Raw genomic sequence first — 26505 nt, 5'->3', positions numbered from 1 at the left:
TTGGGGTAGATGAGCTTGCTGGGACTCCCGCCACCAAAGTCAGGTATGTGGCAAACTCCCCTCGGGTGGTAAGCCACCAGCAGGGGGTTAACTGTGAGCAAAATAGACGTCAGCCGGCTGAGAGAGCCGGCTGCATTGATCATGCTTGCCGTCGCGGCGGGGAACGTCCTCGCCGCGCTCGTGCGTTTGCTGGTCTCCGAGTCCGGCACGGTGTCCTCGCTGGTGCTCAGGGCGCGCATGGTCCAGGGTGACCTGACGAGCCCCGTCGGGGCCGCGCTCGCCGTCGGCGCCGTGGTCCTGGTCACCCAGCTGGGCGGAAGCCCCACCCCCAAGGCGAAGACCATCGCCTACGGCGCGGCCGGCACGCTGGCCGCGGGTGCCGTCTTCGGCGCCATCGCGCTGCTGCTGGGCCTGTTCGCGGGCCTGGGCTTCGCCGCTCTGCTGGCCTTCGTGCTCACCGGCGTCCCCACCCTCGCGCTCACCGCGCTCGGCGTGGTCTACCTGCTCCCGCAGGTGCTCGCCGCACGTCCTGCCACCCCCTCCTTCAGTGGGTACGGCCAGCAGCCAGGCTTCGGCCAGCAGCCCGGATTCGGTCAGCAGAGCTTCGGCCAGCAGCCTCCGAGCCAGGCGCCCGGCCACCAGACCCCGGGCCACCAGACTTCGGGCCACCAGACTTCGGGCCACCAGACTCCGGGCCAGCAGCCGCAGGGCCAGCACCCCTCCGCGCCGCAGCCCCCCTCCGGCCAGCAGTACGGCCAGCAGCCCCCCGGCCAGACCCAGCAGTACGGCCAGTCCACCGTCGGGTACGCCCAGCAGCCCTCCTCCTCCGGTCACGCCTCGCAGCCGGCGGCCCACGGCGGCCCGCAGGGCTACGACCAGCAGCCGTTCGGCCAGGGCGCCGCCGCCGGCCCCGCCCCGCAGCAGGTCCAGCCGGAGGTGGCCTACCAGCCGCCGCCCAGACCCGAACTGCCCGCCCTGCCGCCCGCGCCCACGCCGCAGCCCGAGCCGCAGACCGCCTACGTGGCGCCTCAGCCGGAGCCGCAGAGCGCCTACGCGCCGCAGCCCGAGCCGCAGACCGCCTACGCGGCGCCTCAGCCGGAGCCGCAGAGCGCCTACGCGCCGCAGCCCGAGTCGCAGAGCGCCTACGCGCCGCAGTCCGAGTCGCAGAGCCTTTACGCGCCCCAGCCGGAGTCGCAGAGCGCCTATGCGGCCCCCCAGGCGGAGCCGCGGAACGTCTACGCGCCGCAGCCGGAGTCGCAGAACGTCTACGCCGCGCAGCCGGAGTCACAGAGCCTTTACTCGCCCCAGCCGGAGTCGCCGAGCCTCTACGCGTCGCCGTCCGAGCCGCAGAACCTCTACGCGCCCCAGCCGGAACCGCAGAGCGCCTACGCGCCGCAGCCGGAGTCGCAGAACCTCTACGCCGCCCAGCCCGAGTCGCAGAGCCTCTACGCGCCGCAGCCGGGCGCCTACACCTCGCTGGACAGCCCCTACGCCGAGGCGCCCCAGCAGACCGCCTACGACACGCCGCAGCAGCCCGCCTACGCGCCGGTCGAGCCGCAGCCGAGCGCCTACGCGCCCGAGCCCCAGACCTACCGGCCCGAGCCGGCCTCCTACGCCTCACCGCAGGAGCAGAACGGCTACACGCCGTCCGAGACGCTGCCGAGCAACGGCTTCGCGCCGCAGCAGGACTACCAGCCCGCGCCGTACGTGCCCGCCGACAGCCTCCCCAACGCCTACAACCCGCCGCCGAGCGCACCGGCCGCCTACGACACGCCGCCGAGCGCCTACGACACGCCGTCCTACCAGCCGGCCGAGACCGCGCCGAGCACGCCGTACCCGCAGGCGGAGCCGCAGCAGCAGCCCTACTACGAGCAGCCGCCCGCCTTCGAGCAGCAGAGCGGCACCCCGTTCGCCGGTTACTCGGGCCAGGAGTACGCGCAGCAGCAGCCGCCCTACGCCGAGCCCGACCCGCCCGTCGACCCGCGCTCGCAGCAGATGCTGCACGCCTACCAGCAGGCGGAGAGCTACCAGCAGTCGACCGCCGGCACGCATCCGCAGTTGCACTTCGACGCGGCGCAGCCGTACCAGCAGCCCTACGACGACCCGTTCGGCCACCCGCAGTCCCCGCCCGCGGCCACCTACCCGCAGGGGCAGCACGCCGAGTCGACGATCAGGTTCGACCAGAGCGGCTACCGCCCGGGAGACGACCCTATCGACCCGACGGCCATCTACACGCCGAACGATCCGCGCCGGTAAAAAGGCCGGTAAGAGGGCCGGTAAGAGGTCGGTCAATTCCGGATAGAGAGAAGGTGGGCCCTGGGCGGGCGTCAAGTCTGCCCTGGTACGGTTCCGACCGCTGACAGCGTTGAACAAGTCACGGCAAGGCCATGGATACCGGATTCACACGGTCGTGAACCTCCCATGGCAAGCACACCGGGGCGAGGTGGTCTTTCCCCGGATACCGGCATGCCGCTTGACGTCGGCCACGGCCCGCGCGTGTAATTACAGCCATGTTGTTACGCCTCCAGGAGGGGTATAGAGGGAGGCGTCTATGGGGGGCTCCATTGCGGGCGGGCGGCAGGGAGGTGTGCAGTGACCGACTTGGTGGTCATCGCACAAGATCAGCTTGAGGCTGAAGAACTCGGCTGGCAGGAGCGTGCGTTGTGCGCTCAGACCGATCCTGAGGCGTTCTTCCCGGAGAAGGGTGGCTCCACCCGAGAGGCCAAGAAGGTCTGTCGTTCATGCGAGGTGCGGGCCGAGTGCCTGGAGTACGCACTCGAGCACGACGAGCGATTCGGCATCTGGGGTGGGCTGTCCGAGCGGGAACGCCGAAGGATCAAGAAGCAGGCCGTTTAACTGATTCAACGAGATATCTACGAAGGGTCACGCGGCGGTTCGGTGTCTGCCGCGTGACCCTTTTCGGCTGTCATGGTGCCCGACGCTGATCATCTCCCCGGTTGGGGCCGACCCGCCGACCGTGTCGTCGGCGCCGGCAACAGCAGCAGCAGGAACGGCTCGGCCGCGGGCTTCCCCGGAAGGGCCCTCCGGTCCGTGGCCGGGGTGGTCAGCGTTCGTCGTAGCCGGGGTCGACCGTCTCGGGGGACACGCCGAGCAGGGACGCCACCTGCTCCACCACCGTGTCGTGGACGAGCGCCCCCAGCATGTCGCGGTCGCGTGCCCGCGCCTCCAGCGGCCGCCGGTAGATCACCACCGACGCCGGCTGGGAGCCCGACGCCGCGTCGGCGCGGCCGAAGGGGATCGGGTCCGATCCGAGCCGGCCGGGCCCGTCGCCCAGCTCGCTGGCCGGCGGGACCTCCTCCACCGCGAACTCCACGGCGGCCAGCTGCTTGCCCCACTTGGGCTTCAGCCGGTCGACCGCGTCGAGGACGAGGTCGTCGAAGCGCTCGCTGCGCGAGCGGGCAAGGGGAACGTACGAGGGAGCGAGCGGACCGCGAAGGCCGCGCCCGTGGCGGTCGCGCCGTCGAGGGCCGCGCGTCGGTGTCACACCCCAAGCTTAAGCTTTCGGCCGCACCCAATCAGGGCCGACATCGGTACAGGTGGGTGGAAACAGTGGGACAGGTGTCCGAATTGTGGCGACACGCTCGTTAAGAGTGCTCAGGTAGTGGCGCCTCGCACGCATAGCAGATACGGTCCCTCCGTGAGCCCCGTCCGTCGCTGTTCCCGCACTGCGTGCAGTCAGCCTGCCGTCTTCACGCTCACGTACGTATACGCCGACTCGACCGCTGTTCTCGGCCCCTTGGCGACGTACGCGGAGCCGCATTGCTACGACCTGTGCGCCGAACACGCCGAACGGCTGACCGCCCCCCGTGGTTGGGAGGTCGTGCGCCTGCCGACGGACGGTGCCAGCCCGAGCACCGATGACCTCGAGGCGTTGGCCAACGCCGTGCGCGAGGCGGCCAGGCCGCCCTCGTCCGGCAGCACCGAGCCCGTCGGGCAGGGTGTGGAGGTCGGCCGGCGCGGTCATCTGCGTGTTCTGCGCTCCGCCCAACCCCACCGGGAGCGCTAGTAGGCTCGTCCCAGTAAGCAGGCGACCAAGGGGCGGACGAGTGGGCGATCTCTCCAGGATCTTCAAGGCGTACGACGTGCGCGGCGTGGTGCCCGAGGAGCTCGACGAGGAGAGCGCCGAGGCCGTCGGGGCGGCGTTCGTCGACGTGCTCGGCGCCGAGCAGGCCGTCCTCGCCCATGACATGCGGGTCTCCTCGCGCGCGCTGGCCGACGCCTTCATCCGCGGCGCCACCGCCAGGGGCGCGGACGTGATCGACGCCGGGCTCGGCTCCACCGACCTGCTCTACTACGCCAGCGGCAGCCTCGGTCTGCCCGGTGTGATGTTCACCGCCAGCCACAACCCCGCCCGCTACAACGGCATGAAGATGTGTCGCGCCGAGGCGGTGCCGGTGGGCGCCGGCACCGGGCTGACCGAGATCCGCGACAGGGCCGCCGGCTACCTCGCCGGCGGCATCCCCGCCGGCCGTACCGGCACCAGGATCGAGAAGAACCTGCTCCACGACTACGCCCGGCACCTGCGCTCCCTGGTCGACCTGTCCGGCATCAGACCGCTCAGGGTCGCCGTCGACGCTGGCAACGCGATGGGCGGTCACACCGTCCCCGCGGTCTTCGAGGGGCTGCCGATCACGGTGACGCCGCTCTACTTCGAGCTCGACGGCACCTTCCCCAACCACGAGGCCAACCCGATCGAGCCCGACAACCTGCGCGATCTGCAGCGGGCCGTCCTCGACAACGGCGCGGACCTGGGGCTGGCCTTCGACGGCGACGCCGACCGGTGCTGGGTGATCGACGAGCGTGGCGAGTCGGTCTCGCCGTCCACGATCACGGCCCTGGTGGCGGCCCGCGAGCTGGCCAAGCACCCGGGCTCGACCGTCATCCACAACCTGATCACCTCGCGCGGCGTGCCGGAGATCATCGCCGAGCACGGCGGCGTGCCGGAGCGCACCCGGGTGGGCCACTCCTTCATCAAGGCCGAGATGGCCCGCACGGGCGCGGTCTTCGGCGGGGAGCACTCGGCCCACTACTACTTCCGCGACTTCTGGTTCGCCGACTCCGGCATGCTGGCCGCGCTGCACGTGCTGGCCGCGCTGGGCGAGCAGGATCGGCCGTTGTCGCAGGTGCTGGCGCCGTTCGCGCGCTACAGTGCCAGCGGCGAGATCAACAGCACGGTCGCCGACCAGCAGGAGGCCCTGCGGCGGGTGCGTGAGCGTTTCACGGGCCGCGGCGAGTTCGACGAGCTCGACGGCCTGACCGTGACGGGATCCGGCTGGTGGTTCAATCTGCGTCCGTCCAACACCGAGCCGCTGCTCAGGCTGAATGCCGAGGCGGCCGACCCGAGCCAGATGGCGGCGATCAGGGACGAGGTCCTCGCCGTTGTAAGGAGCTGAAACAGTGAAGATCGACGACTGGCTGCTGGAGATCCTGGCCTGCCCGGCGTGCAAGGCGCCGTTGCGCGCGCAGGACGACCCCGACGGCACGGACGAGCTGGCCTGCACCGGCTGCGGCCTGGTCTATCCGGTCAGGGACGACATCCCGGTGCTGCTCGTGGACGAGGCAAGGAAGCCGTGACCTGGGAGCCCGAGCGGCTCGACGATCAGACCCTGCTCGCCGAGGCCGACCAGGGCGGCATGCTGCCCGTGGTCGCTTCCGCGGCCGCGCAGGTGCGCACCGCCCACCGCGACGCGAGCGAGGCGGGCGTCGCGCGCCTCACCCGTGACGGCAGGCCCAGGGCGATCGTGGTGGCGGGCATGGGCGCGGCCGCGCTCGCGGGCGACATCCTGGCCGCGGTCTGCGGGTACGGCGCGCCGCTGCCGATCATCACCGTGCGCTCCGGCCGGCTGCCCGGCTGGGTCGGCGCGACCGACCTGGTGATGGCGGTGTCGAGCTCGGGCCGGACGGCGGAGACGCTCGCCGCGGCGACCGAGGCCGTACGGCGGGGCGCGTCGCTGCTGGTGGTCAGCGCTCCGGAGTCGCCGTTGCAGGCGATCGCCACGCAGGCCTCGGCGCTGTTCGTGCCGGTGCGGGCGCACGGCCCTTCGCGCGCGAACCTGTGGGGCCTGGCCGTACCTCTGCTGGTGGCGGCCGGGTCGCTGGGGATCGCGCAGGCGGACGCCGACCTGTTCGAGGGGGCGGCCAGGGCGCTGGAGGAGATGGCGCACCGCTGCCGTCCCACGAGCGAGTCGTTCATCAACCCGGGCAAGTCGCTGGCCATGGAGCTGGCCGACAGCGTGCCCGTGCTCTGGGGGACCTCGCCGCTGACGGCGGTCGCCGCCCACCGGCTGGCGCTGCAGCTCAACGAGAACGCCAAGTATCCGGCGATCTGGGGCGAGATCCCCGAGGCCGGGCACAACCAGCTGGCCGTGCTCGACGGCCCGCTGGCCCAGCGCGACATCTTCGCCGACACCGCCGAGCGCACGCTGCGCCTGGTCGTGTTGCGCGAGGCCGACGACCGCCCGCAGGAGCTGCTCAGAATGGCCCAGGACCGCGGGGTCCCGGTCAGCGAGCTGACCGCGGAAGGCGTCACGCCGCTCGAACGGCTGGCCACGCTGATCGAGCTGGGCGACTACGCGAGTGCCTACCTCGCGCTCGGGTACGGCACTGATCCGACCCCGGTGACCTCGATCACAGAGCTAAAGGCGAGACTTTCCCAATAGGATCCCATGTTCGGGAATCCAGTGGCATGAGCGGAGAAGTGCGTTGAGCGCGAGTGGCGGTACCAAGGCAATTGTCGCGGCATTGGGGGCGAACCTCGCGATCGCCGTGGCCAAGTTCGTCGCGTTCGTGTTCACCAGCTCCTCGTCCATGCTGGCGGAGTCGATCCACTCGGTGGCCGACTCGGGCAACCAGGCGCTGCTGCTGGTCGGCGGCAAGCGGGCGCAGCGGGGCCGCACCCCCCAGCACCCGTTCGGCTACGGCAGGGAGCGCTACTTCTACGCCTTCGTCGTCGCGGTCGTGCTGTTCACGATCGGTGCGGTGTTCTCGCTCTACGAGGGCTTCCACAAGATCGCAGAGCGGCATCCCGTCGAGTCGCCGGGGTGGGCGTTCGGCGTCCTGATCTTCGCGATCATCGCCGAGGGCTTCTCGTTCAGGACGGCGATCAAGGAGTCGAACGAGCACCGCGGCAGCCAGAGCTGGTGGGCCTTCATCCGCCGGTCGAAGTCGCCCGAGCTGCCGGTGGTGCTGCTGGAGGACCTCGGCGCGCTGCTCGGCCTGATCTTCGCGCTGTTCGGCGTCACCATGGCCGTGGTCACGGGCGACGGCCTCTGGGACGGCGTCGGCACGGTGATGATCGGCGCGCTGCTGGCGGTCATCGCGATCATCCTGGCGATCGAGACCAAGTCGCTGCTGCTGGGAGAGGGCGCCACCCCCGAGGTCGAGACGCAGATCAGGAACGCGCTGGAGAGCGCCCCCGAGGTCAGCCGCATCATCCACATGCGCACGCTGCACCTGGGCCCCGAGGAACTGCTGGTCGCCGCGAAGATCGCGGTCGCCCACGACGACACGGCCGCCGAGGTGGCCCGCGGCATCGACGAGGCCGAGCAGCGCATCCGCGCCGCCGTCCCCATCGCCCGCGTCATCTACCTCGAGCCGGACCTGGACAAGGCCGCCGCCAGATGAGCCCCCTCGGCGGCCTTCCCGTGGTGGCCGGCGCGGCTCACTCGTGCCCGGTGATGCAGGAGATCCCGCGGTCGGTCTGGTCGAACAGGCAGCGGCCGTCCTTGTCGAGGGAAATGACCTTCTTGACCGTGCTGAACTGACGCAGCGTCCTGTCGATGGTGTGCAGGATGCGTGCGTCGCCGCCGACGCCGAGCCCGAACACCGTACGGCAGAAGCGCAGCGTGGCCGTGCCGCTCTTGATCGACAGCTTGAAGTCGGCCCCGCAGTCGGACCTGCCCCTGATCTGCGGGCCGAGCTCGGAGTGCAGGCCACGCTTGCGCTCGGCCTTGGTCGGGCCCTTGATGAGCTGCTGGATGGCGAACGTGGCCACCCCGCGGTCGGGCGCCTTCCTGGTGACGGCGACGACCTTGCCGGGGACGTCGAAGTCGGCGGAGAAGTAGACCTTCACCGTCCCACCTGAGGAGCCGCCTGAGGCGGCGGCTGCGGAGGTCGTCGAGGCGGCCGTCGAGGCCGTGGGGGAGGCCGCTGACGCCTGCGCGGGCATCAGGGCGAGCGCGGGAACCACCGCCAGCGCGGTGGCCGTGAGGAGAGCCTTCATATCCGGTTGGACGGTCCGTTCGCGCCTCTGGTTTGCAGCAGTCGCAACGCCTTCTCCTTCTCGAAGTCCAGTGCCCTCCTGGGCGCGTGGAGGCGGCCGATCCGCAGGCCCAGGTCCCTGACGGCCTGGGTCACCGCCGGCTCGGCCAGCGCCCGCAACGCGAAGGCCAGCTCGGCGGGTGAGACGTCGAACCGCTTCTCCAGCTCCGCGGCCTGGGCCACGGCCGTCAGGTCCTCCTCGGTGAACCTGCGGTGCGCGCCCTGCTCCCTGACCGGCGGCAACAGTCCCAGTGCCTCCCGGTAGCGGAGCATGCGAGGGGACATCCCCAACCGTCTCGCTGCCTCAGTGATGCGCATCCTTACATTCTTGTGGAAGATTCAGCCCCCGCGAGATGCGGCTCGGAGAACCGGCGCCTAAACTCGACGGCGACAACTTCGTGTATCGAGGGGTAATCAGATGGACTTCAAGGTCGCCGACCTTTCACTTGCCGACTTCGGCCGCAAGGAGATCCGGCTCGCCGAGCACGAGATGCCCGGCCTCATGGCGGTTCGTAAGGAGTACGCGGCCTCCCAGCCCCTCCGCGGCGCGAAGATCATGGGCTCGCTCCACATGACCATCCAGACCGCCGTCCTCATCGAGACGCTCGTCGCGCTCGGCGCCGAGGTCCGCTGGGTCAGCTGCAACATCTTCTCCACCCAGGACCACGCCGCCGCCGCGGTCGCCGTCGGCCCCAACGGCACCGTCGACAACCCGCAGGGCGTCCCCGTCTTCGCCTGGAAGGGCGAGACGCTGGAGGAGTACTGGTGGTGCACCGAGCAGGCGCTCACCTGGCCCGGCGGCGAGGGCCCGAACATGATCCTCGACGACGGCGGCGACGCCACGCTGCTGGTCCACAAGGGCGCCGAGTACGAGAAGGCCGGCGCCGTCCCCGCCGCCTCCGACGAGGACCCGGAGGAGTGGCACGTCATCATCGACCTGCTCACCCGCACGGTCGGCGAGGACAAGAAGTGGACGCAGATCGCTGAGCAGATCAAGGGCGTGACGGAGGAGACCACCACCGGTGTCCACCGCCTCTACGAGATGTTCAAGAGCGGCTCGCTGCTGTTCCCGGCGATCAACGTCAACGACTCGGTGACCAAGTCGAAGTTCGACAACAAGTACGGCTGCCGCCACTCGGTCATCGACGGCCTCAACCGGGCCACCGACGTGCTCATCGGCGGCAAGGTGGCCGTGGTCTGCGGCTACGGCGACGTCGGCAAGGGCTGCGCCGACGCGCTGCGCGGCCAGGGCGCCCGCGTCATCGTCACCGAGATCGACCCGATCTGCGCGCTCCAGGCGGCCATGGACGGCTTCCAGGTCACCACGCTGGAGGAGGTCGTCGGCATCGCCGACATCTTCGTGACCACCACCGGCAACTTCGACATCATCACGGCCGACCACATGGCCAAGATGAAGCACCAGGCGATCGTCTCCAACATCGGCCACTTCGACAACGAGATCGACATGGCCGGGCTCGCGAAGACCCCCGGGATCGTCAGGAACACCATCAAGCCGCAGGTCGACGAGTGGGTCTTCCCCGACGGCCACTCCATCATCGTGCTGGCCGAGGGCCGCCTGATGAACCTGGGCTGCGCGACCGGCCACCCGTCGTTCGTGATGTCCAACTCCTTCACCAACCAGGTCATCGCGCAGATCGAGCTCTTCACCAAGACCGAGGAGTACCCGATCGGCGTCTACACCCTGCCCAAGCACCTGGACGAGAAGGTCGCCCGCCTCCACCTCGACGCGCTGGGCGTCAAGTTGACGACGCTGACCAAGGCGCAGGCGGAGTACATCGGCGTCGACGTCGAGGGCCCGTACAAGTCGGACCACTACCGCTACTGACGTTCCTCCCGACGGCGGGCGCCCGGCCGGGCACCCGCCGTCGTCCCATATCCCGGCCGCACCCGTCGCGCCGGGCGGGGTTTCCGTTCTCGCGGGGCCGGGCCCGTACGGCAAGCCGGGCCTGGCGCCTGCGCGGTCACCGGGTCACCGCCCGCCGCGGGCGCGCCGCCCGGCAGGACTCCGGTCCCCGCCGTCACGGCGCCCCGAAGACCTGGCGGCAGGGTTCCGGTGCCCTGTCGCGGCCCCCGACGAGCCGATGGCGGGCGGCCGGCGGGACGGCCGTCCGCGGAAGCCGGTGCACGATACGACGTGACGGTGGCCACCGGAGTCCTGCTGGAGTGCTGTGATGGACGGGCGGTCACCGGTGACCACGGTGGCGCCGGGCCGGCTTGCCGTACAAGAGACTGGAGATGTGGTGGGAGAGCGGAGGATCGCGTGGGCGGGGAGGGCGATGCCCGTCCTCACCGCGATCGGGGAGCGGTTCGGGCGCGAGCGCCCGCTCGACGGCCTCAGGATCGCCGCGTGCCTGCACGTGACCGCCGAGACCGCCGTCCTCATGGGCGCGCTCAAGGCGGGCGGCGCCGAGATCGCGCTGGCCGCCTCCAACCCGCTCTCCACCCAGGACGACGTCGCCGAGGCGCTCAAGGACTACGGCATCGCGGTCCACGCGCGCGCGGGCGTCGACCGGGCGACCTACTACCGCCACATCCATCAAGCGCTCGACCTGGCGCCCGACCTCGTCCTCGACGACGGCTGCGACCTGGTCAACATCCTCCACACCGAGCGCACCGACCTGCTCGACGGCGTGAGCGGCGGCTGTGAGGAGACCACCACCGGCATCATCAGGCTGCGCCAGATGGCGGCCGAGGGCGCGCTGAGGTTCCCCGTCGTCGCGGTCAACGACACGCGGACGAAGCGGATGTTCGACAACAGGTACGGCACCGGCCAGTCGACGCTCGACGGCATCATGCGCGCCACGAACGTCATGCTCGCCGGCCGGACGGTCGTGGTGGCCGGGTTCGGCTACTGCGGGCGGGGCGTCGCCGAGCGGGCCAAGGGCCTGGGCGCGCGGGTGATCGTCACCGAGATCGACCCGGTCAAGGCGCTCGACGCCTCCCTGCAGGGCTACGAGGTGCGCACCATGGCGGCCGCCGCGCAGGTCGGCGACCTGTTCATCACCGTCACCGGCAACCGCGACGTCATCACGGCCGAGCACCTGTCGGTGATGAAGGACGGCGCGATCCTCGCCAACGCGGGCCACTTCGACGTCGAGGTCGACGTGCGCGGGCTGGAGGGGCTGGCCGTCGCGCTCAATCCGGGGGTGCGGCCCAACACCGACGAGTACGTGCTCGCCGACGGCCGCCGCCTGCTGCTGCTGGCCGAGGGGCGCCTGGTCAACCTCACGGCCGCCGAGGGGCATCCGGCCGCCGTCATGGACATGTCCTTCTCGGCCCAGGCGCTGGCCGTCGCCTGGCTGGCCGTCGAGCGCGTACGGCTGGCGCCGGGCGTCTACGACGTGCCCGAGGACATCGACATCGAGGTGGCGCGGCTGAAACTGGCGGCGGCGGGCATCGAGATCGACCGGCTGACCGCCGAGCAGGAGGACTACCTCCACTCCTGGCGGACGGGCTCCTGATTTTCGTGTGACAGTTCCCGGACAATCACTTGGTTGATCCACCGGCTCTAGGGATAATCCAGGACATTTCCATCTCTGGAGGCTCCATGGGACTGCGTGGCTTATCCTCCCTCCTGGCCGGGATCGTGGTGGCGATCGCCCTTGTTCCCGTCCCCGCCTCGGCCGGCGACGAGGTCACCAAGAGTGACAACATCCGGCACGAAGCCCACCTCGATCTGCCCGCCGGTGTGCAGATCAACACCGACATCGCCTTCCAGGGCGACTACGCCTACGTCGGCAGCTACAGCGGATTCTCGATCTACGACATCAAGCACCCCAAGCGCCCCAAGCTGGTCAGCTCGGTCACCTGTCCGGGTGGTCAGATGGACGTCACCGTCTACGGGGACATCCTGGTCACCTCCGTCGACGAGTCGATGAAGGACGACTCCTGCTCCGGCACGCGCCAGTCGGCCCGCGAGAAGAGCTCATGGGAGGGCCTGCGGATCTTCGACGTCAGCGACAGGGCCAACCCGAAGTACGTCAAGTCCGTCGAGACCAGCTGCGGCTCCCACACCCACACGCTGGTGCCGGGCAGGTCGCGTGACGCCTTCTACGTCTACGTCTCGTCCTACTTCCCGGCGGCAGACTTCCCCGACTGCCAGCCGCCGCACGACCGCATCTCGGTCGTGAAGGTCCCCGTGCGCGACCCGGCCGCGGCCGCCGTGGTGAACACGCCGGTGATCTTCCCCGAGGGCGGCAACGACCGCACCCAGCAGCCCAACCTCCTGGCCGACACCAGCGGCTGCCATGACATCACCGTCTACGCCGAGAAGGACCTCGCCGCGGGCGCCTGCATGGGCGACGGCGTCCTCCTCGACATCTCCGACAGGGAACACCCCAAGGTCATCGACACGATCAGGGACACGAACTTCGCGTTCTGGCACTCGGCGACCTTCAACAACGCCGGAACCAAGGTGGTCTTCACCGACGAGCTCGGCGGCGGCTCGCAAGCCCGCTGCACCGCGGCCGAGGGCCCGACCAGGGGCGCCGACGCCATCGTCGACATCGTCGGCCGCAAGCTCGTCTTCAAGAGCTACTACAAGATCTCCAGGATCCAGACGAGCACCGAGAACTGCGTCGCCCACAACGGATCGCTGATCCCGGTCAGGGGGCGCGACATCATGGTGCAGGCCTGGTACCAGGGCGGGCTGTCGGTCTGGGACTTCACCAACTCGTCCCGTCCACGCGAGATCGCCTTCTTCGACCGCGGCCCGATCAACGACACCCAGCTCACGCTGGGCGGCTTCTGGTCGGCCTACTACTACAACGGCTACATCTACGGGAGCGAGATCTTCCGCGGGTTCGACGTCTTCAGGGTGAGGGATCCGTGGGTGAACTCGGCCGACGGCGTCAGGTTCGACCGGCTGAACGTGCAGACCCAGTCCAGGTACCGGAGCCGCGGCCACTGACCGCGCCTCGCAGGGCCCGCGTCGCGACCGGCGCGGGCCCTCTCTTCCCGTACGGCTCCCGCACGCCGGCGACCTTCCCCGTACGGTTCCCGCACGCCGGCGACTTTCCCGTAGGGGCTCCTGCGCCCCGGCGACGTGCGTCCCACCGGTGCGTTCCGCCACGGGGCCCTGATGAGTCGCCGGGACGGCTGTGCGGGCCGTACCGCCAGCCCTCACGGAGCGGTCAGAGGGCTGCCTGCATCTCCCGCATGCGCCGGATCTCCGCCGTCTGCTCCGCGCCGATGTCGGTGGCCAGCTCGGAGATTCGCTGGTGCGAGCCCTCGGTGAGCTGCTTCGTGGACATCGTGATCGCCCCGCTGTGGTGCGCGATCATCAACTCCAGGAACAGCTTGTCGAACGCCGCCCCGGAGGCCGCCTTCAGCGCCTCCATCTGCTCGGGGGTGGCCATGCCCGGCATGGTCGCGTGCCCCGCGTGGTGGGCGGGCACCTTCTGGCCCTGCTCCTGCAGCCACGTCGTCATGTACTGGATCTCCGGGGCCTGCGCGTCCTTGATCCGGGAGGCGAGTCCCTTCAGCTTCTCCGACTGGGCCCTGGTCGGGGCGAGGATCGCCATGTCGAGCGCCTGGCGGTGATGAATGATCATGTCCTGCATGAACGTGACGTCCGCCGCGTTGGCCGTGGGCGTGGGAACGGCGGTCGCGGCCTCGGCAGGCGACAGCGTCCGTGCCGGCTCGCCCGGTTTGCCCGGCGCGAGCACCGGTGCCGTCGACGTGTCCGTGGCGGCGACGGGACGGCTGTCACCACTGCAGCCCGAGAGGGCGATCACCGTACCAGTGATGACAATGAGCGCGGCGCGCACCTGACCTCCCTGTGTCGAGAGAGCGAACTGTAAACCATAACCGTGATCATTAAAAAGACGGCAAAGCGCAATATCATCTGACATTCTGGACGCTGGTCATCAGACGGGTCGCGGGCGAAGATTCTCTACATTTATGTCCCCTTTATGGAGGCAACTGAGTGATCACCCCCCGCAAAGCCCTCGTCATGCTCGGAGCGGCAGGCGCCTTGGTCCTGACGGCGCTGCCCGCCCAGGCGTCTGACATCCCCGCCCCCGGCGAGATCGTCATGAGCCCGAACATCGAGCACGTCACCAACGTGCCCAAGCCGGGCGTACTGACCGACATCCACACCGACATGGCCTTCCAGGGCGACTACGCCTACGTCGGCAACTACGCCGGGTTCTCGATCTACGACATCAAGCACCCGAAGAAGACCACCCTCGTCAGCTCGGTGGTCTGCCCGGGCGGCCAGATGGACGTGTCCGTCTACGGCAACCTGCTGTTCGGCTCCGTCGACTCCTCCCGCAACAACGACTCGTGCAACAGCACGTCGCAGAGCGCGTCGATCAAGGAGTCGTGGGAGGGCGTCCGGATCTTCGACATCAGCGACAAGACCAACCCGACGTACATCAAGTCGGTCGAGACCAACTGCGGTTCGCACACCAACACCCTGGTGCCGGACAAGACGGGCGAGAACGTCTACATCTACGTCTCGTCCTACAGCCCGAACGCCAGCTTCCCTGACTGCAAGCCGCCGCACGACCTGATCTCGGTCATCAAGGTGCCGCTGAACAACCCGACGGCCGCCGCGGTCGTCGGCACGCCGGTGCTGTTCCCGCCCAAGGACATCACCGGCGACGGCATCCCCGACGAGGACGGCTACGGGGGCGTGCAGCTGCCGTACCCGAACGGCAAGTCGGCGACCAGCGGCTGCCACGACATCACCGCCTACCCGGAGAAGGACATCGCGGCCGGCGCCTGCATGGGCGACGGCATCCTGCTCGACATCTCCGACCGCGAGCACCCGCGCGTCACCGAGGTCGTCCGCGACACGGAGAACTTCGCCTTCTGGCACTCGGCGACGTTCAACAACGAGGGCACCAAGGTCATCTTCACCGACGAGCTCGGCGGCGGCACCCGTGCCACCTGCAACGCGGCCATCGGCGCCAACCGGGGCGCCAACGCCTACTACGACATCGTCGGCGGCAAGCTGGAGCGTCGCGGCTACTTCAAGATCGCCCGCCACCAGGCGGACACCGAGAACTGCGTCGCCCACAACGGCTCCCTGATCCCGGTCAAGGGCCGCGACATCATGGTCCAGGCCTGGTACCAGGGCGGCATCTCGGTCGTCGACTTCACCGACTCGGCCAACCCGCAGGAGATCGCCTTCTTCGAGCGCGGCCCCGACAACACCGCTCCGCCGCTGTCCGGCGGCTTCTGGTCGGCGTACTACTACAACGGCTACATCTACGGATCGGACTTCAACCTGGGGCTCGACGTGCTGCGGATCAACGACCCGCGCACGAACCAGGCCAACAGCGTCAAGTTCGACCTCCTGAACGCCCAGACGCAGCCGTCGTACGCCGAGCACGGCCGCGACTAGGTTCCTTCCCCTCCTTCCGCAACTCGGCGAGCCGCCAGGGCAGATCCCTGGCGGCTCGCCGCTTTCCTGTGGTGTTGCCCGGGGGTGGGAAGCCGTGTCATGTGAATGTGGTGGGTGGTTCGCCGTCGAAGCCGTCGGCCCAGTACCTCCCGTGAGCCGTTGGCCCAGTACCTCCCGTGAGCCGTTGGCCCAGTACCTCCCGTGAGGAGAGCGCGAGCAGCATCCGCGTGACCGCTTCGGCCGGCAGTCGCGGTGAGCCGGACTCCAGCCACCACAGGAGCACGGAGACCTGTCCGCTCGGGAGCACCTCGACGTCGACGCGGGTGTCGCGTCCATCGCCTCGGTGCGGGCCGGGAACACCGTGGCGGTCGCCTCGCCGAGCGCGTCCACGAACCGGCGCAGCGCCCGGCCGTCCCCTTCGCCGCGCAGGACGACGCGGCAGGCGTCACACTCGTCGGCGGCGTGACAGGAGCGGCCTGTGGGCCGTGGGTCCGGGCGGCGGGGGAACGGAGGGCGTGTGGGGAGCTGTGTCGCTGGCCGGAGAACCGCGTGAGGGTCTGAGCTGGGCGACGGGGGTGGCTGGGGTTGCGGGCGGAGCGGTTGTGGGAGGGCAGGGGCGGGCGTGGGTCCGGGTGGCGGGGGACCGGAGGGCGTGTGGGGAGCTGTTCGGCCGGCCGGAGAACCGGCGTGACGGTCTGAGCTGGGGCGACTGGGTGGCCGGGATTGAGGGCGGAGCGGTCTGTGGGAGGACGGGGCGGGCGTGAGTCCGGGTGGCGATCGGGGGACATGTGGGAGCTGTTCGGCTGGCCGGAGAACCGGCGTGAGGGTCTGAGCTGGGGGGATGGGGTGACTGGGGTTGCGGGCGGAGTGGTCTGTGGGAGGGCGTGCCGTACGGAGGTTTGCCGGGGGAGGTGTATCGGCTCGGTATCGGGCCGGATTGAGGGTGATTTGTGGTGACATAGTGGGTCGGTCTGATCGTTTAGTCTCGACAGGAGGTCTCGGTGGCGTCCAGACTCGGCCGCTTGTTCATGATGGCCGGTATGGCCCTGACTCTGGCGGCGGCCACGACGCCGGCGCAGGCGGAGTCGGCTGACACGATCATCAAGAGCCCCAACGTCCAGCACGTGGCCAACCTGCCCAAGACGGGATCGTTCAAGGGCGCTGACGCGTTCAACTCCGATCTGGCGTTCCAGGGCAGCTACGCCTTCCAGGGCAACTACAACGGTTTCACGATCTACGACATCAAGAACCCGGTGAAGCCCAAGGTCGTCAGCCAGGTGAACTGCCCGGGCGCGCAGAACGACATCTCGGTGCACGGCGACCTCCTCTTCCTGTCGGTGGACGACCCCCGCGACGGCGAGTCCTGTTCGAGCGACTACGGCGTGCCCACGAGCAAGGCGTCGTGGGAGGGCATCAGGATCTTCGACATCAGCGACAAGTCCCGGCCGAAGTACGTGAAGGCGGTCGAGACGGCCTGTGGCTCGCACACGCACACGCTGGTGCCCGGTAAGTCGGGTAAGTCGGTCTATCTGTATGTCTCCTCGTACATGCCGGCCCCCGTCTTCGCCGAGTGCAAGCCGCCCCACGACAAGATCTCGATCGTCAAGGTGCCGCTGGACAAGCCGGCCGCCGCGAAGGTCGTCGCGACGCCCGTGCTCTTCCCCGACGGCGGCAACGAGCAGCAGAACGGTCTGCTGCTGCCCACCAGCGGATGTCACGACATCACCGTCTTCCCCTCCAAGAACCTGGCCGCCGGTGCCTGCATGGGCGACGGCGTGCTGATGGACATCTCCGACCGTGAGCGCCCCAAGGTGACGGCGACGGTCACCGACGAGAACTTCGCCTTCTGGCACTCGGCGACCTTCAACAACACCGGGACGAAGGTGGTCTTCACCGACGAGCTCGGCGGAGGCATGTCGGCCACGTGTAACGAGCGGGTCGGCGGGCAGCGCGGCGCGGACGCGATCTTCGACATCGTGGACGGGCAGCTGACGCACAAGGCGTACTTCAAGATCCCCCGCCATCAGGGGGCGGCGGAGAACTGCGTGGCGCACAACGGCTCGCTGATCCCCGTCAAGGGCAAGGACATCATGGTGCAGGCGTGGTACCAGGGCGGCGTCTCGATCTGGGACTTCACCGACTCGGCCAGCCCCAAGGAGATCGGCTACTTCGACCGTGGCGCGCTGAAGCCGCGCCGGGCAGGCGGGTCGTGGTCGGCGTACTACTACAACGGCTTCGTCTAAACCCAGCTGCCCTTCTGACCCTTCCGGTGCCGCGCCGTCGCACGGTACGGCGCGGCACCGCCCTTCGCGCAGGACGGCCCGCCCGGAGGCGGTCGGCGGAAGACCGAGGTGCCGGCGATCCGCGCACCCGAGAACATTCCCCGGTGCCGGGGTGCCGGGGTGCCGGGGTGCCGGGGTGCCGGGGTGCCGGGGTGCCGGGGTGCCGGGGTGCCGGGGTGCCGGGGTGCCGGGGTGCCGGCGAGGCGCGCGCCCGACAAGCCAAGCCGCGCGTCCGACGGCACTCCCGGGATGCCGGGAGGCGCCCGCACCTGGCGACACTCGACGAAGGCAGGGCCCGGTTACTGGGGTGGGGCGAAGCCGCCCGGGGTGGGGCCGGGCGGGGTGGTCGTGCCCGGCGCGGGACCCGACGGCGGAGCGCCCGTGGGACCGGACCGGCCGGGCGCAGGCTGCGCGGAGCCAGGGGCGGACCAGGGCTGCGAGGGGGGTGGTGGTGCGGCCGGGGCATGCGGAGCAGCGTACGGCCCGCCGTACGGCATGGACGGCGGTCGCGGCGCAGCCTGTGGACGACCGGCGGCATGAGGAGCGCCCTGTGGATAACCCAGGCGCGCATGGTCCCGCCGACGGCGTTCGGCCAGCACCGCGCTCAGGTACGCGTGCGGTGGCACCCCGGGCGGCGGCGGGGGCGTCACGTAGGCCGCGACCTGGGTGGCGATCCGCACCCCCATCTCGTGCTGGACGGCGGGCGACAGGTCATGCCATCGCAAGAGGTACTGCCGGGCCGCCCCCGCCACCTCGTCCGGCAGCTGGGACAGCTCCAGCGTCTGCGCCCATCCCCTCAGCTCGGGCGGCATGAGAACCGGCTGCGACGTCCCGCTCGGCCCGCGCTCGGAGATCACGATCGTGCCGGCGAACGCGTCGCCGAGCCGCTTGCCCCGCTGCGAGACCAGGGAGGCGATGAGCGCGGGCGCGCCGAAGAACGTCCAGAACTCCAGCACCCCGGCCAGCCCCCTGAACAGCGCCTGCCGGAACCGCTCGGGCCCGCCGTCGTCGCTGACCACCCGCAGGCCGAGCGCGAGCTTGCCGAGGCTGCGCCCCCGCGTCGCCGTCTCGAAGACGACCGGGTAGCCGACCATCACCAGGACGCTGATCAGGATCGACACCGCGGCGGCGAGGGCGGGGTCGGACACGATGGAGGCGGAGAAGACCAGTGTCACGGCCCCGACCAGAAGCACGATCTGCACGATCATGTCGATCGCGAGCGCCACGGCCCTGATGGGCGGCTGCGCTACCCGCACCTCCACGACGACCGCGTCGCCGGTTACCACCTCGGACATAAGGGGAGCCTAGTGCCAGAATGTCCCGGTGGACATTGACGCCTTCGTCGCCGCGCATCGCCCGGCCTGGGATCGCCTGGAGCATCTGGTACGGCGACGCAGGTCGCTGACCGGCGCGGAAGTGGACGAACTGGTCGAGCTCTACCAGCGGGTGTCCACCCACCTGTCGATCGTGCGCTCGGACGCCCAGGACGCGATGCTCGTCGGACGGCTGTCGGCGCTCGTGGCCAGGGCCCGCTCGGCGGTGACGGGTGCGCACGTGCCCGTGTGGCGGGAGTTCGTGCGGTTCTTCACCGTGTCGTTCCCCGTGGTGGCCTACCGCGCCAGATGGTGGTGGGCGATCACGGCGCTGGCCTTCCTGGCCCTCTCGTGGATCATGGGCGCGTGGGTGGCGGGCAACCCCGAGGTGCAGGCCGCGATCGGCACGCCCGAGGAGATCAAGCAGCTCGTCGAGCACGACTTCTCCGACTACTACTCGGAGAATCCCGCCGCGTCGTTCGCCAGCCGGGTGTGGATCAACAACGCGTGGGTGTCCATGCAGGTCATCGTGTACGCCATCTTTCTCGGCCTGCCCATCCCGTGGATCCTGTTCCAGAACGCGGCCAACGTGGCGATCTCCGGCGGGCTCATGGCCTCGCGGGGCAAGCTCGACGTCTTCTTCGGCCTCATCCTTCCTCACGGTCTGCTCGAGCTGACGGCGGTGTTCCTGGCCGCGGCCGTCGGCATGCGGCTCGGCTGGACGGTCGTCGCGCCGGGCGCGCGCCGCCGGATCGACGTGCTGGCCGAGCAGGGCAGGGCGGTGGTCAGCGTGGCGGTCGGGCTGGTGGTGGTGCTGTTCGTGTCGGGGCTGATCGAGGCGCTGGTCACTCCTTCGGGCCTGCCGACGTGGGCCCGGGTGGGCATCGGGGTACTGGCGCTGGTGGCCTTCCTCGCCTACATCGGCTGGTTCGGGCGGAAGGCCGAGCGGGCCGGCGAGACGGGCGACCTGGAGCGGGCGCCGGACGTCGTTCCCACGGCCTGACACGCGAAAAGCCGCCCCCGCCCAGCGGTCCGTCCGGCCTGGCCGGAGCCGTCCGGCCGCCCCTGCGGGTCATGCGGCGCCGCTAAGAGCAGTCCGGCCGCCCCTGCAGGTCACGCGGCGCGGCTAAGAGCTGTCCGGCCGCCCCTGCGGGTCATCCCGGCGCGGTTAGAGGCGTCCGGCCGCCTTCAGCGCCAGGTAGGCGTCGGCGAGGGCGGGCGCGAAGTCCTCCGGCAGGGCGTCCACGACCTCCACGCCATGGCCCCTGAGCCGGGCCGTGATGCGCCTGCGCTCGGCGACGGCGCGGGAGGCCGCCGCCGCGTCGTAGACCAGCTCGGCCGTACCCCTGCCGGCGGCCATCTCGGCGACGCGCGGGTCGGAGACGGCCGCGACCAGCACCAGGTGCCTGGCCGACAGCTGCGGCAGCACCGGCATCAGGCCCTCCTCCAGCGCGGCGGCGTTGAGGTCGGTGAGCACGACCACCAGGGCACGCCGCCTGGCCCTGGCCAGGATCGCGGCGACCATCCCCGGCGCGTCGGACTCCACCAGCGAGGCCTCGATCGGCGCCATGACGTTCACCAGCGCCGACAGCAGCTCGGTGCGGGAGGCGCCGGCCACCCACGCGCGTACGGCCCTGTCGTAGGCGAGGAAGTCGACCTGGTCGCCCGCCTTGGCGGCCAGGGCGGACAGCAGCAGGGCCGCGTCCATCGACCAGTCGAGGCGGGGCCAACCGGCGTCGAGGCGGCCCGCGGAGGTGCGCCCGGTGTCGAGCACGATCAGCACGCGCCGGTCGCGCTCGGGCCGCCAGGTGCGCACCACCACGTCGTTGCGGCGGGCGGTGGCCCGCCAGTCGATGGAGCGCACGTCGTCGCCGACCACGTACTCCCGCAGCGAGTCGAACTCCGTGCCCTGCCCTCTGACCAGCGCGGGATGGCTGCCTTCGAGCTCTCTCAAGCGCGCCAGCCGTGAGGGCAGGTGCTTGCGTGACAGGAACGGCGGCAGCACCCTGAGGGTCCACGGCGCGCTGTGGTCGCCCTGACGGGCGCCCAGCCCGAGCGGGCCGAGCGCGCGCACGGTCACCGCGACGGACGAGCGGTCGCCGCGGCGCGTGGGCGTCAGCGCCAGGTCGATCCGCCGCCTCTCGCCCGCGGGCACGTCGAGCGGCACAGATCGGGTCGCGAGCCCGGCCGAGGGCGGCCAGGCGTCGCGCAGGACGCCACGCACCCGGCGCGGCCCCGGGTTCTCCACGACGAGCGAGACGGTGGCCGTCTGGCCGAGCCGTACCGTCGTGTCGCCCGAGCGGGTGAACCTGAGCGCCCGCACCGATCCGGCGAACAGCAGGTCCACCACGACGGCCGCGGCCAGCAGCAGGCAGCAGGCGGCCACCGCGTAGCCGGGGCCGGGCGCGAGCAGGACCACCACGACGCAGAGCGCCGCGACGAGCCCCACACGTCCTGTCAGCGCCATCAGCGGGGAACCGGCACGGCGGCCAGGATGCCGTCGAGCAGGCCGTCGGGGGTCGCGCCCTCGAGCTCCGCCTCGGGCCGCAGCTGGATCCGGTGCCGCAGCGCGGGCCTGGCCAACGCCTTCACGTCGTCAGGTGTCACATAGGTACGGCCGGACAGCCACGCCCACGCCCGCGAGGCCGCCAGCAGCGCGGTCGCGCCGCGCGGCGAGACGCCGAGCTGGAGCGACGGCGACTGCCTGGTGGCCCTGGCCAGGTCGACGATGTAGCCGAGCACCTCGGGCGCCACGTGCACGGCGGCGACCGCGTCGCGTCCGGCCGCCAGGTCGTCGGCGGAGGCGACCGGCTTGACCTGGGTCAGGTCGCGAGGGTCGAAGCCGCGCGCGTGCCGTTCGAGCACCGCGATCTCCTGATCGCGCGGCGGCAGCGGCACGGTCAGCTTCAGCAGGAACCTGTCGAGCTGCGCCTCGGGCAGCTGGTAGGTGCCCTCGTACTCCACGGGGTTCTGCGTCGCGCACACCACGAACGGGTCGGGCAGCGGCCGCGCGTCGCCCTCGACGCTGACCTGCCGCTCCTCCATCGCCTCCAGCAGCGAGGCCTGCGTCTTGGGCGGCGTGCGGTTGATCTCGTCGGCGAGCAGCAGGTTGGTGAAGACCGGGCCCTCGCGGAACTCGAACTCGGCCGTCTTCGCGTCGTAGATCAGCGAGCCGGTCACGTCGCCCGGCATCAGGTCGGGCGTGAACTGCACGCGCTTGAAGTCGAGCGACATGGCCGCCGCGAGCGTGCGCACCATCAGCGTCTTGGCGACGCCCGGCACGCCTTCCAGCAGCACGTGGCCCCTGCACAGCAGCGCGATGACCAGCCCCGTCACCACCGCGTCCTGGCCGACGACGGCCTTGGCCACCTCGGCGCGCAGCGCTCCGAGCGCCTCGCGCGCGACGTCGCCGCGCCCCGCCACGCGGGTGGTCTCCTCAGTGTTCACGTACCTGCCTCTCGATCTCGTCCAAGTATCCAGCCAGGGCCACGAGTTCTGCGTCGCCGGCCGGCGGCGGGCCGTACAGAACCGTCGCGAGCCTGCCGGGGTCCTGCCCCGTCCGTACGGCGAGCGCCGCGACGACCTCGTTGGCGCCCGCGCCCGAGCCGAGCCCGAGCCGGGGGACGAGCCGGTCGAGGGCGCCGCCGCGCAGCGCCTCGGCGGCTTGGAGCCTGGCCCTGCGGGCGTTGTAGAGGCGTCCCCTGCCCTCCACGGTCTCGGCCGCCCTGACGACCACGGGCAGCCGCTCGGCCACCACCGGGCCCAGGCGCCGGGCCTGCCAGAACGCGGTCAGCAGGACCGCGACGGCCGCCATCAGCACCGCCCACGGGACGCTGTCGGGCAGCAGCTCCTCGATGGTCCTGCCGCCGGGTCCGGCCACCGGCTCGCCGCCCGGCGGAACCGGCGCGGGCACCAGCCACGTCACCGCCTTCCGCGTGCCCAGCAGGTGCAGCGCCAGCGCCGCGTTGCCGTCCTCGGCCAGGCGCTGGTTGGTCATGAACTCGCCGCTGCCGACCGCGGTGACCGTACCCGCGACCATGAGCGATCCGTCGTAGCAGGAGGTGCCGCCCGCCTCGAACGTCCGGCCGCCCAGGAAGGCGCTGCCCGCGACGTGGGCGGCGGGCAGGTCGCAGCCGGGCTCCCGCGAGCGCAGCCGCACCTTCTCCTCGGCCACGATGTCGGGCGCGAGCACGTCGAAGTACGGCTGCTCGCCCACCACCACCCGGTCGCCCGGGATCGCGGCCAGCCGCTCGGCCTCGTCGAAGCCGCCGCTCCACGGCGCCGCGACCAACAGCACCCGCTCGCCCTCGCGGCCCAGCGACTCGGCGACCGCCACCGAGTCGACCCTGTCCACGCGCACGCCCTGCGCGGCGAGCAGCCGTGCCAGCGCCTTCGCGCCGCCCAGCGAGGTGTCGGCCGGGTCGAGGTAGTGCCCGGGTTTCTCGCCGCCGGCGATCAACGCGCCCACGACGGCCGTCACGACGACGAGCAGCCCGACGAGCACGGCCGCCCTGGAGCGCCGCCACAGCCCGGCGGCGGTGGGAGAGACAGGAACGCTCACGGTGCCACCGGCCTCGCCGCGCGCAGCCGTTCGTCCAGCTCGCGCAGCATCGCGTAGGCCTCAGGAGTGCCGGGCACGCCGCCGTAGGCGACGTCGTCGAAGGCGCGCGCGGCGGCGGCGAGCTCGCCGGCGAAGGCAGGCAGCGACCGGCCCGCCTCGGCGGCCAGCTCGTCGGCGGTGCGCCCAGGAAGGTTGTCGACCAGCGCGCGGTCCTGCAGGTCGCGGGCGATCGCCCGCAGGCGCTCCTGGACGGCCTCGGCCCAGCGGCCCTCCCCGGCCAGCCGTTCGGCGGCCAGCCGGTGCTCGGCGGCGGTCATCGCCCTGCCGCCGAACAGGTCGCCTGGCGCGGCGGCGCGGGTGCGCGCCGACCGGCGCGACAGCCACACCATGGCCGCGACGGCCACCACGACGACCAGGACGAGCAGCACCGCCGCGAGGACGGCCCCGACGGGGTTGTCGCCGGTCTTGAAGTCGGTCAGGTCGCCGAGGAACTGCTGGAGCATGCGCCAGAGCCGGTCGGGGAGCGGCTCGTGGGCGTACTCGGGCCTGGCCAGCTCCTCGGCGGCCCTGCGCTGGGCCTCCTCTCGTCCAGGAGGGGTCACGGCCTGCGCGCGTTCGACGGATGCCAGAGGTCGTCGGCCGAGGCGTGCACCCAACCCTGGCGCTGCTGCTCGAGCGCGGCGGTCTGCAGGACCAGGTCGAAGGCCTCGCTGCGCATCCGCCTGTCGGTGTAGAGCAGGCCGGCCACGCCCGCCTGCAGCGGGTAGGTGATCATCGCGCCGAGCGTGCTGCCGATGGCGAACACCGCGGCTACCAGGATGGTCGCGCCCGTGGAGCCGCCGCCCATCAGCGCGACGACGCCCGCGATCAGCCCGAACGGGAAGCTGATGACCATGCTGACCAGGTAGGCGAGGAGCATCGTGAGGAGGAGGATGCCCAGCACCCGCCAGAAGTCGCCGCTCACCAGCCGCCACGAGCGGCGCAACGCCTGCACGGGGCCGAGCCCTTCGAGCACGACGGCGGGCGCCGCGAAGGCGAAGCGCGCGTTGACGGCCAGCGCGTAGCAGATGTAGAAGAGCAGGGACAGCAGGGCGAGCCCGGCCGCCGCGCCCGGCGACCCCGCCGCCGCCAGCGCGACGACGATCAGGGCGATCGGGACGGCCGGCAGCAGCGCGATGCCCATGATCAGGAACGTCACCCCGAACAGCGCGGGCACCCGCGGCGCGACCAGCCGCCACGCCTCGCCGGCGGTGATCTTCCCGCCGAAGACGGCCCGGCCGAGGATCCTGGTGAGCACGCCGGTCAGGATCGTGACCGCGACGAGGCTCACCACCGCGGAGATGATCGTGGGGAGCGTCTGCGACAGGAAGCCGCCGCCCTCCAGCGTGGCGGCGTCGGCGGCGGCCGGGTCGGTCAGCACGCTGCCCAGCGAGCGGAACGCCAGCGCCTGCCCGATCGAGACGGGGACGGAGGCCACCGCCGCCACGATCGCCGACAGGCCGAGCACCGCCTTCGGGTTCGACCTGATCAGCTTGATCGTGCCGTCGTAGATGTCGCCGAGGCGCAGCGGTCGCAGCGGGATGATCCCGGGACGGAGCGCGGGCGGCGGCGCGTAGCCGTACCCTGGGGGTGGGTGACCGTAGCCTGGGTTGGCGTGAGGCGGGGGCGGCGGCGGGGAAGCCGGCTGCTGCCAGGCGGACGGGGCCGGGCCGCTGTAGGGGGATCCGGGCGCCTGGTAGGGCGGGGGCTGCTCAGCCGACCAGCCGGGCGGCGTCTCGTGACCGTCTGACATACACCAATCCTGGCATGATGGGCGGCTCGTTGGTGTAGTCGGTCTTCGGGGATGGCCGAAACCCACCCTGGTCTTGCAGACTGAGATTACGGGGGTTACCAGGAAGTCTAAAATTCGGCTTTCAATGGTCTGATGGTTATGCCATGAGCCTGGCAAGGGTAACCTTCAGCAACCGTGCGGGTATGTCCCACAATGCGTAGAACGAATGAGGGGCCATGAAAGGTCGCGTGCTGGTTGTCGACGACGACGCCGCTCTCGCCGAGATGCTCGGCATCGTCCTGCGGGGCGAAGGCTTCGAACCGTCCTTCGTCTCCGACGGCGACAAGGCCCTCGACGCGTTCCGGGATACGCGCCCGGATCTGGTCCTGCTCGACCTGATGCTGCCGGGGGCGGACGGCATCGACGTGGCGCGCAGGATCAGGGCTGAGTCGGGGGTTCCGATCGTCATGCTCACCGCCAAGAGCGACACGATCGACGTCGTGCTCGGTCTGGAGTCCGGTGCCGACGACTACATCGTCAAGCCGTTCAAGCCCAAGGAGCTCGTGGCGAGGGTGCGCGCGCGCCTTCGCCGTACCGACGAGCCGACGCCCGAGATCCTGCAGATCGGCGACATCACCATCGACGTGGCGGGCCACTCCGTCAAGCGCGGCGAGGAGACCATCAACCTCACCCCGCTGGAGTTCGACCTGCTCGTCGCGCTGGCCCGCAAGCCGCGCCAGGTCTTCACCCGCGAGGTGCTGCTCGAGCAGGTGTGGGGCTACCGGCACGCCGCCGACACCCGCCTGGTCAACGTGCACGTCCAGCGCCTCCGCGCCAAGATCGAGAAGGACCCCGAGCACCCCGAGATCGTGGTGACGGTCCGCGGCGTGGGCTACAAAGCCGGTCCTGCCTGACCTCCCCTCCGC

At 70.8% G+C, this 26505-nt stretch carries 24 protein-coding genes; 14 read left to right on the top strand and 10 right to left on the bottom strand.

Annotated features, from left to right (window positions below; genetic code table 11):
- Window positions 1–93: 93 nt before the first annotated feature.
- Complete coding sequence (locus ACWENQ_RS29110) at window positions 94–2256, top strand: hypothetical protein (RefSeq protein WP_452417085.1); 2163 nt, start codon at window positions 94–96, stop codon at window positions 2254–2256.
- A 336-nt stretch (window positions 2257–2592) separates the two neighbouring features.
- Complete coding sequence (locus ACWENQ_RS29105; protein ID WP_354906012.1) at window positions 2593–2856, top strand: WhiB family transcriptional regulator; 264 nt, start codon at window positions 2593–2595, stop codon at window positions 2854–2856.
- 208 nt (window positions 2857–3064) lie between these two features.
- Here the strand turns inward: ACWENQ_RS29105 and ACWENQ_RS29100 are convergent, their stop codons facing one another.
- Window positions 3065–3505 carry a metallopeptidase family protein gene (locus tag ACWENQ_RS29100; RefSeq protein ID WP_354906011.1) on the bottom strand — a complete coding sequence of 147 codons (441 nt, stop codon included), beginning with the start codon at window positions 3503–3505 and terminating at the stop codon, window positions 3065–3067.
- A gap of 153 nt (window positions 3506–3658) precedes the next feature.
- Here ACWENQ_RS29100 and ACWENQ_RS29095 point away from each other — a divergent pair, with 153 nt between their 5' ends.
- From ACWENQ_RS29095 to ACWENQ_RS29075, 5 genes are read left to right on the top strand one after another with little or no spacing between them, the layout of a single operon-like run.
- Window positions 3659–4027: a DUF3499 domain-containing protein gene (locus ACWENQ_RS29095; RefSeq protein WP_354906010.1), complete on the top strand. Its 369-nt coding sequence runs from the start codon at window positions 3659–3661 to the stop codon at window positions 4025–4027.
- A gap of 40 nt (window positions 4028–4067) precedes the next feature.
- On the top strand, window positions 4068–5414 hold the full coding sequence (locus ACWENQ_RS29090; RefSeq protein WP_452417084.1) for a phosphomannomutase/phosphoglucomutase: 1347 nt from the start codon (window positions 4068–4070) through the stop codon (window positions 5412–5414).
- A gap of 4 nt (window positions 5415–5418) precedes the next feature.
- Complete coding sequence (locus ACWENQ_RS29085) at window positions 5419–5595, top strand: Trm112 family protein (protein ID WP_354906006.1); 177 nt, start codon at window positions 5419–5421, stop codon at window positions 5593–5595.
- Window positions 5592–6680: an SIS domain-containing protein gene (locus tag ACWENQ_RS29080; protein ID WP_449920425.1), complete on the top strand. Its 1089-nt coding sequence runs from the start codon at window positions 5592–5594 to the stop codon at window positions 6678–6680. The genes ACWENQ_RS29085 and ACWENQ_RS29080 overlap by 4 nt, the downstream gene beginning before the upstream one ends.
- Window positions 6681–6723: 43 nt before the next feature.
- Entirely contained in the window at window positions 6724–7644 is a 921-nt protein-coding gene (locus tag ACWENQ_RS29075; RefSeq protein WP_449920428.1) for a cation diffusion facilitator family transporter, read from the top strand.
- Between the two features lie 37 nt (window positions 7645–7681).
- On the opposite strand, the gene ACWENQ_RS29070 is transcribed toward ACWENQ_RS29075, so the two are convergent.
- On the bottom strand, window positions 7682–8242 hold the full coding sequence (locus ACWENQ_RS29070) for a GerMN domain-containing protein (protein ID WP_452417083.1): 561 nt from the start codon (window positions 8240–8242) through the stop codon (window positions 7682–7684).
- Window positions 8239–8598 carry a MerR family transcriptional regulator gene (locus ACWENQ_RS29065; protein WP_452417082.1) on the bottom strand — a complete coding sequence of 120 codons (360 nt, stop codon included), beginning with the start codon at window positions 8596–8598 and terminating at the stop codon, window positions 8239–8241. Before ACWENQ_RS29065 ends, ACWENQ_RS29070 begins: the two co-directional genes overlap by 4 nt.
- Window positions 8599–8698: 100 nt before the next feature.
- Here ACWENQ_RS29065 and ahcY point away from each other — a divergent pair, with 100 nt between their 5' ends.
- The 3 genes from ahcY to ACWENQ_RS29050 all read left to right on the top strand — a co-directional run bounded on the left by ahcY (window position 8699) and on the right by ACWENQ_RS29050 (window position 13210).
- The gene (gene ahcY / locus ACWENQ_RS29060; protein ID WP_354905999.1) at window positions 8699–10126 is read left to right on the top strand and encodes an adenosylhomocysteinase; all 1428 of its coding nucleotides are present in this window, start codon (window positions 8699–8701) and stop codon (window positions 10124–10126) included.
- A 415-nt stretch (window positions 10127–10541) separates the two neighbouring features.
- Window positions 10542–11762 carry an adenosylhomocysteinase gene (locus tag ACWENQ_RS29055; RefSeq protein WP_452417080.1) on the top strand — a complete coding sequence of 407 codons (1221 nt, stop codon included), beginning with the start codon at window positions 10542–10544 and terminating at the stop codon, window positions 11760–11762.
- 86 nt (window positions 11763–11848) lie between these two features.
- Window positions 11849–13210 carry an LVIVD repeat-containing protein gene (locus ACWENQ_RS29050; protein ID WP_452417078.1) on the top strand — a complete coding sequence of 454 codons (1362 nt, stop codon included), beginning with the start codon at window positions 11849–11851 and terminating at the stop codon, window positions 13208–13210.
- Window positions 13211–13433: 223 nt separating this feature from the next.
- Here the strand turns inward: ACWENQ_RS29050 and ACWENQ_RS29045 are convergent, their stop codons facing one another.
- Window positions 13434–14069: a DUF305 domain-containing protein gene (locus ACWENQ_RS29045; protein ID WP_449920441.1), complete on the bottom strand. Its 636-nt coding sequence runs from the start codon at window positions 14067–14069 to the stop codon at window positions 13434–13436.
- Window positions 14070–14227: 158 nt separating this feature from the next.
- Between ACWENQ_RS29045 and ACWENQ_RS29040 the strand changes: the two genes are divergently transcribed.
- Both ACWENQ_RS29040 and ACWENQ_RS29035 read left to right on the top strand, forming a co-directional pair.
- Window positions 14228–15652 carry an LVIVD repeat-containing protein gene (locus tag ACWENQ_RS29040; RefSeq protein WP_452417076.1) on the top strand — a complete coding sequence of 475 codons (1425 nt, stop codon included), beginning with the start codon at window positions 14228–14230 and terminating at the stop codon, window positions 15650–15652.
- A gap of 1040 nt (window positions 15653–16692) precedes the next feature.
- A complete protein-coding gene (locus tag ACWENQ_RS29035; RefSeq protein ID WP_452417074.1) occupies window positions 16693–17895 on the top strand; it encodes an LVIVD repeat-containing protein in 1203 nt (400 codons plus the stop codon).
- 338 nt (window positions 17896–18233) lie between these two features.
- On the opposite strand, the gene ACWENQ_RS29030 is transcribed toward ACWENQ_RS29035, so the two are convergent.
- Window positions 18234–19229 (bottom strand): RDD family protein, encoded by a 996-nt coding sequence (locus ACWENQ_RS29030; protein ID WP_452417072.1) that lies wholly within the window; start codon window positions 19227–19229, stop codon window positions 18234–18236.
- Window positions 19230–19257: 28 nt separating this feature from the next.
- Between ACWENQ_RS29030 and ACWENQ_RS29025 the strand changes: the two genes are divergently transcribed.
- Complete coding sequence (locus ACWENQ_RS29025; RefSeq protein WP_449920447.1) at window positions 19258–20250, top strand: stage II sporulation protein M; 993 nt, start codon at window positions 19258–19260, stop codon at window positions 20248–20250.
- Between the two features lie 165 nt (window positions 20251–20415).
- Here the strand turns inward: ACWENQ_RS29025 and ACWENQ_RS29020 are convergent, their stop codons facing one another.
- From ACWENQ_RS29020 to ACWENQ_RS29000, 5 genes are read right to left on the bottom strand one after another with little or no spacing between them, the layout of a single operon-like run.
- The gene (locus ACWENQ_RS29020; RefSeq protein ID WP_449920449.1) at window positions 20416–21714 is read right to left on the bottom strand and encodes a DUF58 domain-containing protein; all 1299 of its coding nucleotides are present in this window, start codon (window positions 21712–21714) and stop codon (window positions 20416–20418) included.
- Window positions 21714–22694 (bottom strand): AAA family ATPase, encoded by a 981-nt coding sequence (locus ACWENQ_RS29015; RefSeq protein WP_354911139.1) that lies wholly within the window; start codon window positions 22692–22694, stop codon window positions 21714–21716. The genes ACWENQ_RS29020 and ACWENQ_RS29015 overlap by 1 nt, the downstream gene beginning before the upstream one ends.
- On the bottom strand, window positions 22684–23808 hold the full coding sequence (locus ACWENQ_RS29010; RefSeq protein WP_452417070.1) for a DUF4350 domain-containing protein: 1125 nt from the start codon (window positions 23806–23808) through the stop codon (window positions 22684–22686). The genes ACWENQ_RS29015 and ACWENQ_RS29010 overlap by 11 nt, the downstream gene beginning before the upstream one ends.
- Window positions 23805–24410 carry a DUF4129 domain-containing protein gene (locus ACWENQ_RS29005; RefSeq protein ID WP_449920454.1) on the bottom strand — a complete coding sequence of 202 codons (606 nt, stop codon included), beginning with the start codon at window positions 24408–24410 and terminating at the stop codon, window positions 23805–23807. Before ACWENQ_RS29005 ends, ACWENQ_RS29010 begins: the two co-directional genes overlap by 4 nt.
- Window positions 24407–25600, bottom strand: coding sequence for a glycerophosphoryl diester phosphodiesterase membrane domain-containing protein (locus tag ACWENQ_RS29000; RefSeq protein WP_449920455.1), 1194 nt, complete (start codon window positions 25598–25600; stop codon window positions 24407–24409). Before ACWENQ_RS29000 ends, ACWENQ_RS29005 begins: the two co-directional genes overlap by 4 nt.
- A gap of 215 nt (window positions 25601–25815) precedes the next feature.
- On the opposite strand from ACWENQ_RS29000, the gene mtrA reads away from it, so the two are divergent.
- Complete coding sequence (gene mtrA / locus ACWENQ_RS28995; protein ID WP_043620615.1) at window positions 25816–26493, top strand: MtrAB system response regulator MtrA; 678 nt, start codon at window positions 25816–25818, stop codon at window positions 26491–26493.
- Window positions 26494–26505 lie beyond the last annotated feature (12 nt).

This window comes from Nonomuraea sp. NPDC004354 (assembly GCF_053602555.1).
Note: the sequence above shows the minus strand (reverse complement) of the source record. Positions and strands in the feature narration are given on the sequence as shown.